General features: G+C 73.3%; 8 protein-coding genes and 1 pseudogene. 6 read left to right on the forward strand and 3 right to left on the reverse strand.

Translation table 11 applies throughout. The features are described 5' to 3' along the window. Positions 1-157 precede the first annotated feature (157 nt). The 5 genes from ACZ4NT_RS34760 (at position 158) to ACZ4NT_RS34780 (ending at position 4,526) form a co-directional block, all read left to right on the forward strand. Entirely contained in the window at positions 158-685 is a 528-nt protein-coding gene (locus tag ACZ4NT_RS34760; RefSeq protein WP_121402219.1) for a DUF2867 domain-containing protein, read from the forward strand. A 181-nt stretch (positions 686-866) separates the two neighbouring features. Next, on the forward strand, positions 867-1,697 hold the full coding sequence (locus ACZ4NT_RS34765; protein ID WP_121402220.1) for a helix-turn-helix domain-containing protein: 831 nt from the start codon (positions 867-869) through the stop codon (positions 1,695-1,697). Positions 1,698-2,047: 350 nt separating this feature from the next. Beyond that, the gene (locus ACZ4NT_RS34770) at positions 2,048-2,989 is read left to right on the forward strand and encodes a recombinase family protein (protein ID WP_467729209.1); all 942 of its coding nucleotides are present in this window, start codon (positions 2,048-2,050) and stop codon (positions 2,987-2,989) included. A 20-nt stretch (positions 2,990-3,009) separates the two neighbouring features. After that, complete coding sequence (locus ACZ4NT_RS34775) at positions 3,010-3,927, forward strand: 3-hydroxyacyl-ACP dehydratase FabZ family protein (protein WP_467729153.1); 918 nt, start codon at positions 3,010-3,012, stop codon at positions 3,925-3,927. 83 nt (positions 3,928-4,010) lie between these two features. Beyond that, complete coding sequence (locus ACZ4NT_RS34780; protein WP_467729155.1) at positions 4,011-4,526, forward strand: DUF2867 domain-containing protein; 516 nt, start codon at positions 4,011-4,013, stop codon at positions 4,524-4,526. Positions 4,527-4,545: 19 nt separating this feature from the next. Here ACZ4NT_RS34780 and ACZ4NT_RS34785 read toward each other — a convergent pair whose 3' ends face one another. Further along, the gene (locus tag ACZ4NT_RS34785) at positions 4,546-5,970 is read right to left on the reverse strand and encodes an NAD(P)/FAD-dependent oxidoreductase (protein WP_467729157.1); all 1,425 of its coding nucleotides are present in this window, start codon (positions 5,968-5,970) and stop codon (positions 4,546-4,548) included. 134 nt (positions 5,971-6,104) lie between these two features. Between ACZ4NT_RS34785 and ACZ4NT_RS34790 the strand changes: the two genes are divergently transcribed. Then, on the forward strand, positions 6,105-6,578 hold the full coding sequence (locus ACZ4NT_RS34790) for a GNAT family N-acetyltransferase (protein ID WP_121402225.1): 474 nt from the start codon (positions 6,105-6,107) through the stop codon (positions 6,576-6,578). Here the strand turns inward: ACZ4NT_RS34790 and ACZ4NT_RS34795 are convergent. Together ACZ4NT_RS34795 and ACZ4NT_RS34800 are read right to left on the reverse strand one after the other, a co-directional pair. Continuing rightward, positions 6,567-8,057 carry an MFS transporter gene (locus tag ACZ4NT_RS34795; RefSeq protein WP_467729159.1) on the reverse strand — a complete coding sequence of 497 codons (1,491 nt, stop codon included), beginning with the start codon at positions 8,055-8,057 and terminating at the stop codon, positions 6,567-6,569. The genes ACZ4NT_RS34790 and ACZ4NT_RS34795 overlap by 12 nt on opposite strands. Before the next feature lie 54 nt (positions 8,058-8,111). Then, a pseudogene (locus tag ACZ4NT_RS34800) lies at positions 8,112-8,522 on the reverse strand (zinc-binding dehydrogenase); the annotation flags it as partial. Positions 8,523-8,607: the final 85 nt, after the last annotated feature.

Below are 8,607 nucleotides of genomic sequence, written 5' to 3' on the forward strand. Positions count from 1 at the left end.
CCCACCGCTCCGGCACCATCAAGGGCCTCACCGCCGAAGTCGGCGCCTCCCTCACCTCCGGCGCCCCCATCTGCGACATCAAGGACTGACCCCACCCCACACCCAAACGCCCGAACCACAACGCCCGAACCACAACGCCCGAGGAACGGAGCACGAGATGCAGCGGGTCGCGGTACGCAGGAAAGTGGAGCCGGTGGTGGCCGCGGCGCGGGCCGGGCTGGGCGGCTACGACCACGTCGACGCCGTGGCGGTCGACGTCGAACCCGGCGTCACCGCGGTCGACTTCACCCGGCGCATGCTGCAGTCACCGCCGCGCTGGGTCCGGTCCCTGCTCGCGGTACGCGACGCGGCGGTGGCCCCGTTCGGCCTGAAGCAGCGGGAACGGGGCGCCCCCGCGGCCGTGGCGGTCGGTGCCAGGATCGGCCCGCTGCGGCTGCTGAGCGTCGCGGACGACGAAGTCCTGGCGGGCGACAACGACAAGCACCTGAGTTTCCGCTGCTCCTTCGCCGTCCGGCAGGGACCGCACGGCCCCGAGGCCGTGTGCACGACCGTCGTCCGCTTCCACCGCAGGGCCGGGCGGCTGTACTTCCGGGCGATCGAGCCCTTTCACCACGCCGTGATCGCGGGACTGGTCAAACGCGGAGCGCGCCGAGCGGCCCCCGGCGAATCCGCGAACGCGCGCTGACCCGTTCTTCCGGCATTGCATCGGAGAAATAAGGTTCAATTCTCACCTAACTGCTGTTCGTTGACGGTGACAGTTGCTCTCGGTAGACTTCCGTACGGGAATTCTGGAAGCATTTGACCAGCTTTTTCGGGGGAGGACCTCGCACCGTGAAAACGCGTGCGAGGTCGTAAACGGGGGATGCATGTCCAATGGGGAAATACTAGAGAATTCAGGTCTGTTCGACAGTGCGGGGGTCGAGTTCTCGCACATTTCGAGTGACGCCGAGCAGGCGCTCCTCGAGATTCGTGACCGCATCGAGTCGATCGTCTCCAGGGGGCAGCGCCCGTCCCCGGACAGCCGGTCGCTGCTGGTGACCGCCGAGAGCGCCCGGGCGGCACTCGGAGCCCTGCAGCGGCTGCTGGGCGAGGCGAAGCACAGTGTGAACGTGCTGGTGCCGTCGGACCGTTCGGCGGCCCGGCTGCGCATCCACGTGCTGTCCCAGCTGGCCGGCGAGGTGCCGGACGGGGTGCGGGTGAGAGTGCTGGACTCGCAGGCCACGGCGGACCGCGGCCGGCTCGCCGAACTGCAGCGGCGGCGGCCGGGCATCGAGGTCAGACTCGGCGACGCCGCGCTCACCGGCGCGATCATCATCGACGCCGAGAATGTGCTGACCCGGTCGGAGGGCACGGACAACGAGGGCCCCCGGCACATCGCGCTGGTGCGCGCGCCCGCCGTCGTGGACGCGCTCAACGCGCTCTTCGCGGACGCCTGGGACCGGGGCGTGCCGCTCGCCGAGGACCACCTGCGCCAGGGTGTCCCGCAGGACATCCTGCGCTGTCTGCGCGAGGGGTACACCGACGACGCGGCGGCCCGGGCGCTGTCCATCTCCGTACGCACGTATCGCCGGCACGTGGCCGAGATCATGCGCGTCCTGGGAGCGAGCTCGCGGTTCCAGGCCGGGGTGCGCGCCGCCGAGATGGGGCTGCTCAGAGGTGAGCGCGGAGCGGACGGGAGCCGGGCCGGGCACGGCTGAGGGCTCAGCAAGCTGCCACAACCGGCCGGCCCGGCGGGGAACCGCGGGACCCGGCCGTCAGCTTCCGGCCAGGGCGTTGTACCACTTCCGGCCTCGGGCATAGCTTGAGAACAGTTCGAGCGGCGCACGCGACGCGGGATTCCCCCGCACGCGGCCCGCTGGGGGACCACGGCCAGTCACTCGGGCCGGGCCCGGCCGCGACGAGGCGGCCCCGGTCCGGCCGTGCCGAGGCGGCACTCACTCATCCGCGCGGGACCACCGCACGCGCGCCCCTTTCCGGGGCGATGCCGTGCGGCGGCCCACGGTGCCGCCGTGAGTGAATGGCCGGTGAGAACAAACGGGGAAGCTTGATGAAATCTCATATACCGGCCCGCCCCTGCGCGGATATCCGGGGAGAAAGTCCGACCGATTCGCATTCCATATCCACCCATTCATATCCGCTGCGCAAACTCGCCCGTGGCCGCGGGCGCCCGCCCTACGGATTCAGCACGGCCGTCGAGGGCGGCGGGCAACGGCAGCACCTCGTCCCGGACGAGCACACGGCGCCGGTGGTGCGCCGGATCTTCCACGAGTGCCTGGACGGCCGGAGCCTGCAGAGCATCGCCGAGGGGCTGACCGCCGACGGCATTCCGGGCCCCGGCCCGGTCGGCGCGGGCACGGCCCGGCAGACCTCCGGCTGGTCCAAGAGCACCGTGCGGGCCATTCTCCTCAACCCCCGCTACGCGGGACGTCACACGCCGGAGGGCGTCGCCGACGACGCCGCCGGCGGGCGGCAGTTGGTGGCCTCCGAGGTCTTCGAGCAGGTCCACGCGATGTTCGCCGAGCGCAGGAAGCGCACCGGTGGCTGCGACGCCGAGCCGCCGAAGCCGTACGCGCTGCGCGGGCTGCTGCGCTGCGGACGCTGCAACCGGCTCATGCAGGGCACCTGGAACAACGGCGAGCCCTACTACCGCTGCCGCGTCCCGGCCGGCCCCGAGGACGCCGAGTGCACGGACCACCCGCGCAACGTCTACCTGCGCGAGCAGACCGCGATCGGGCCCCTGGCCACCTGGCTGCGCGGCCTCGCCGCCCCGCAGGGCCTGCGCCGGCTGATGGTCGCCGGCGGCGGTCACCACGCCGTGGCGGCGGCCCGGCACCAGCTGCGCTCGCTCGGCGCGGACGGGGAGCTGCGGGCCTCCGCGCTCCAGGCGCTGGGCGTCCGGCTCAGCTACTCCGACTCCGACCGGCTGCTGAACGTCAAGGCGGTGCTCGGGCCCGAGGGCCTGGTCGTCCGCACCCGGATCGCCCTGTGAAGCCCGTGGAGAGGAACCGAGTGCACTCGATCGAGCTGATGCCGAAGTCGTCCGTCGTGGAACGGGACGGGGACGGCATCGAGATGACGTTCGTCGCGGACCCCGCGGCGCCGGTCTTCGCGGGCCACTACCCCGGCTTCCCCCTCCTGCCCGGCGTCTTCGCCCTGGACGCCGTGCACCACGCGGTGCTGCGGCACGCGCGGGACACGGACGGCGGGGTCCCCGCACTCGCGGGCATCCGGTCCGTGCGCTTCCTGTCCCCCGTGCTGCCCGGCGACACGCTGACGGTCGAGGCGGTCGTCACCTCGGGGGACGGTGTGCGGGACGTGCGGGCCGTGTGCCGGACCGAGCGCGGGAAGAGCGCGACGCTCCGGCTGCGCTACCGCGACGGGGACCGGCGCGAGCCGTCCGCCGCCGCCCACGGGCCGTCCGCGGCGGCCCCGGCGGCGGGCACCGGGTACGGCGTGGCCGCGCTGAAGAGGCTCATCCCGCACCGCTATCCCGCGCTCCTGGTGGACCGCGTCCTCGCCGTGGAGCCGGGACGGCGCATCGTCGCGCGGAAGGCCGTGACGTGCAACGAGCCGTGGTACCGCGACCTGCCCGACGACACCCCCGAGTCCGGGTACGGCTACCCGGCGGCGCTGCTCGTCGAGTCGTGGTGCCAGAGCGCGGCCCTGCTGGCCGCGTGGGACCGGCCCCCCGAGGAACTGGCCGGGCAGGTGGCCCTGTTCGGCGGTATGTCCGGCCTCGAGATCCTCGGCGACGTGCTGCCGGGCGACGTGCTGCACCACGAGGTGACGATCAGCCGGGCCCTCGCCGGGACCTGGATCTTCGAGGGCGCCACCGCCACCGCCGAGGGCAGACCGGTCCTGACGGTGGAGAGCGTGATGACCGCGCTGCGGCCGAGCGAGGTCCTCGGGGCCCCGGCGAGCATCTGACGCCCGCCCGACCGCACGAGGAGGACCATGGCGACCGGACCTCCGGAAGCCGACCGGGCCGCACCGCAGAAAGGGGCCGACGCATGGCCGCAGGGAACGTACGCAGGCACGCCACGCCGGTGCTGGACGGGGCCCGGGAGAGCCTCGGCGGCTGTGACCACGTGGACGCGGTGGCCGTGGACCTGCCGCCCGGCACCGGCGCGGTCGACTTCACGCGCATGGTCTTCCTCGGCACCCCGGAGTGGGTGCACCGGCTCCTCACGGTGCGGGACAAGGTGATGGCGCCCTTCGGCCTCCAGGCGCAGCGGCGCGTCCCCCCGGCGGACATCCGGATCGAACCCGGCCTGAAGATGGGGCCGTTCCGGCTGCTCTCGGTGAGCGAGACCGAGGTGCTGTGCGGGGACGACGACAAGCACCTGGACTTCCGGACGTCCTTCGCGGTCCGCCCGACCGCCTCCGGCACCGGTACCGAGGGGGTCTGCACCACGGCCGTACGCTTCCACCGGCCCGCCGGGCGCCTGTACTTCCACGCGATCCAGCCGCTGCACCACCTGATCGTCCCCCGCGTCGTCGGCGGTGCGGCCGGCGGCGCGGGATGAGACCGCGGGCGGGGCGGCGTCAGTGGCGGTCGGCCACCCGGTCCGCCAGCCGCGCCAGCCGGGACGACGCGGCGCTGTGCGTGGCCAGTTCGCGGCGGTCCGCGGTGCGGTAGGTCGCGTACATGCCGTGGACGCCGACGAACCGGAAGGGTTCCGGCTCCCACTTGCGGACCCGGTGGTCCACCCAGGGCAGCGCCGTGAGAGCGGTGGGTCCCGCCTGGCCGGAGTCGTGCCGGACGAGGTCGCGCAGGGTCCGCGCGGCGAGGTTGGTGGTGGCGACGCCGGAGCCGACGTAGCCCCCGGCCCAGCCGAGACCGGTGGAGCGGTCCAGGGTGACCGTGGCGCACCAGTCGCGCGGCACTCCGAGGACGCCCGACCAGGCGTGCTCCACCCGCAGCCCGGCCAGCGACGGGAAGAAGCGGACGAGGATCTCGTGCAGCGCCTCGACGGTCGCCCGCTGCGTACGGCCGTCGTTGTCGGTGCGCGAGCCGAAGCGGTACGGGACGCCGCGCCCGCCGAGGGCGATGCGGCCGTCCGCGGTGCGCTGGGCGTACATGTACGCGTGCGCCATGTCGCCGAGGGTCTCGCGGCCCTCCCAGCCGATGGACTCCCACTGGGCGTCGGTCAGCGGTTCGGTCGCGATCATCGAGGAGTTCATGGGCAGCCAGGTCCGCCGCTGGCCCTTCAGGGACGCGGTGAAGCCCTCCGTGCAGCGCAGGACGTAGGGCGCGCGGACGGTGCCGTAGGGGGTCACCGCGTGCTGCGGGCGGATCTCCGTGACGGGCGTCTGCTCGTGAACGGTGACGCCGAGCGCCTCGACCGCGGCGGCCAGCCCCTTGAGCAGCTTCACCGGGTGCAGCCGGGCCCCGTGCGGTGTCCAGGTGGAGCCGACCGCGTCGGCGACCCGGATCCGCGCGGCGGTCTCCCGGGCGCCGTACAGCTCACGGTCCTTCTCGCCGTAGCGGAGTTCGGCCGCGTGGAAGGCCTTCAGGCGGGACAGCTGGGCCGGCGTGTACGCCACCTCCAGGACGCCGCCCTGGTGGACGTCCGCCTCGATGCCCTCCTCCGCCGCGACCCGGACGACCTCGCCGACCGTCTCGTTCATCGCCTGCTGGAGGCGTACGGCCGCGTCGTGGCCGTGCAGCTTCGCGTACCGGTCGCGGCCCGCGATGCCGTTGTACAGCCAGCCCCCGTTGCGCCCCGAGGCGCCGTAGCCGCAGAACTTCTGCTCCAGGACGGTGATCCGGAGGAAGGGGGCCGCCTTCTTGAGGTAGTACGCGGTCCACAGGCCCGTGTAGCCGCCGCCGACCACCACGACGTCGGCCGAGGCGTCCCCCGGCAGCGGTTCCCGGGGAGCGGGGAGGCCGTCCTGCGCGTACCAGAACGAGATGCCCCCGTTCACCGTGGAGGCGGTTGCTGCGCTGCTCGTGGACCTGCTGCTCATGGCCCGGACGGTAACCCGTGCTGACCGCCGGTGTCTCCTTCGGATTTCGTGTTCTTCGAGCGGCCCCGAGGCCTGCCGGACGGGCCCGCGGCGCCCGGGGGACGGCCCCGCGGAGGCTGACGTAGCCTGCCCGCATGATTCGTACCGCGACCCCCGCCGACGTCCCCGTCATCCACTCGATGGTCCGTGAACTGGCCGAGTACGAGAAGGTGGTGCACGAGGCCCGGGCGAGTGAACGGCAGTTGCACGAGGCGCTGTTCGGGGAGCGCCCCGCCGCCTTCGCGCACATCGCCGAGCAGGACGGCGAGCCGGTCGGGTTCGCGCTCTGGTTCCTGAACTTCTCCACCTGGCGCGGGGTGCACGGGATCTACCTGGAGGACCTGTACGTGCGGCCGGCGGCCCGCCGCGGCGGCCACGGCAGGGCTCTCCTGACCGAGCTGGCGCGGATCTGCGTGGAGCGCGGGTACGAACGGCTGGAGTGGGCGGTGCTGAACTGGAACCGCCCGTCCATCGAGTTCTACGAGTCGCTGGGCGCCCGGCCGCAGGACGAGTGGACGGTGTACCGGCTGACGGACGAGTCGCTCACGAAGCTCGGCTCACGGGACTGATTCCGGCACCGGGTGCTGCGCGGGCGCGTGCCGGGGCGCCCGCACCGTCACCATCAGGCCCGCGATCAGGCCCGCCAGCAGCATGATCCCGGCGGCCCACCAGATGGCCACCGTGTAGCCGTGCACGATGCCCTCCTGGGTCACCAGCTCCTTCTGCGAGGGGTCGCGCAGATGCGCGGTGATGTACGCCGCGCTGCTGGTGGTGGCGATCGTGTTGAGCAGCGCCGTGCCGATGGAACCGCCCACCTGCTGGGCGGTGTTGACGGTCGCGGAGGTCACTCCGGCGTCGTGCGGGGCGACCCCCGCGGTGGCGGTGGCGAAGACCGGCATGAAGGTGAGGCCCATGCCGAGGCCCATCAGCAGCATGGCGGGCAGGAGATGACTCGCGTACGAGGAGCCGACCTCGAGCCGGGTCAGGAGCACCATGCCGGCCGAGGCGAGGACCATGCCGGGGACCATCAGCATGCGCGGCGCGAGGCGGTTCATCAGCCGGGCCGAGATCTGGGTCGAGCCGACGATGATCGCGGCCGTCAGCGGCAGGAACGACAGGCCCGCCTTCACGGGGGAGTAGCCGAGGACGCCCTGCAGGTAGTAGGTCAGGAACAGGAACAGGCCGAACAGGCCGATGACGGCGAGCCCCATGGTCAGGAAGCAGCCCGCGCGGTTGCGGTCCTTGACGATGTGCAGCGGCAGCAGCGGCTGGGGCGCCCTCGCCTGCCACCACACGAACGCCACGAGCAGGGTGATCCCCGCCGCGAACAGGCCGAGCACCAGCGGGTCCGTCCAGCCGCGCGGCTGCGCCTCGCTGAATCCGTACACGATCGCGACGAGGCCGCCGCAGCCCAGCACCGCGCCGGGCACGTCGAGCCGGGCGCCGGTGCGGCCCGGCCGGTCGTGCAGGAGTGCGAACGCGCCGACCACGGCGAGGACGGCGATGGGGATGTTGACGTACAGGCACCAGCGCCAGTTCAGGTACTCGGTGAGCAGCCCGCCCGCGATGAACCCGATCGCGGATCCGCTGCCCGCCAGCGCGCCGTAGATCCCGAAGGCCTTCCCGCGCTCCTTGGGGTCGGTGAAGGTGGTCGTCAGGAGCGACAGCGCCGACGGGGCGAGGAGGGCGGCGAAGGCGCCCTGCAGCGCGCGGGCGCCGAAGAGCATCGCGGAACCGGTCGCGGCGCCGCCGAGCGCCGAGGCGGCGGCGAAGCCGATCAGGCCGATGACGAAGGTCCGTTTGCGTCCGACGAGGTCGGCGATCCGGCCGCCCAGCAGCAGCAGTCCGCCGAAGGCCAGCGTGTAGGCCGTGATGACCCACTGGCGGTCGCCGTCGGAGATGTGCAGGGCGCTCTGGGCGGAGGGCAGCGCGATGTTCACGATCGTCGCGTCCAGGACCACCATCAGCTGGGCGAGCGCGATGACCACCAGAGCCCACCAGCGGCGGGGATCGGCGCCCACGGGTTCACCTGTGTGGGGGACAGTCATCCGCCCAGAACACCATGAACCGGACCTCGTCGCATCTTCGGGACCGGCGGCCGTTCAGGGCTCCAGGACCACCTTCCCGACGGTGCCGCGGGTCTCCAGGGCGCGGTGGGCGGCGGCCGCCTCCGCGAGCGGGAAACGCTGCACCGCGGGGACCAGGCGGCCGGCGGCGGCCTCGGCGAGGGCGCGCTCCTCCAGTGTGCGCAGCGGGTCGGGCCCGCCGGTCCTGCGCAGCATCACCGGGCCGAGGACCTGCTCCGAGACCCCGTCGACGAGGTACGGGCCGCCGTCCCGGACGCCCGCGCCGGACCAGCCGAAGACGAGGTGCCGGCCGCCGGGGGCCAGCAGCCCGACCGCGGACCGGGCGACGGCGCCGCCGACTCCGTCCAGGACGACGGTGACCGCGCGGCCGTCCAGATGTGCGCGGACCCGCTCCGGCCAGTCCTCGTCCCGGTAGTCGACGGCCGCGGGGGGGGGGGGGGGGGGGGGGGGGGGGGAGGGCGGGGGGGGGGGGGGGGGGGGGGGGGGGGGGGGGGGGGGGGGGGGGGGGGGG

The sequence above is a fragment of the Streptomyces sp. NPDC026417 genome (assembly GCF_055567695.1).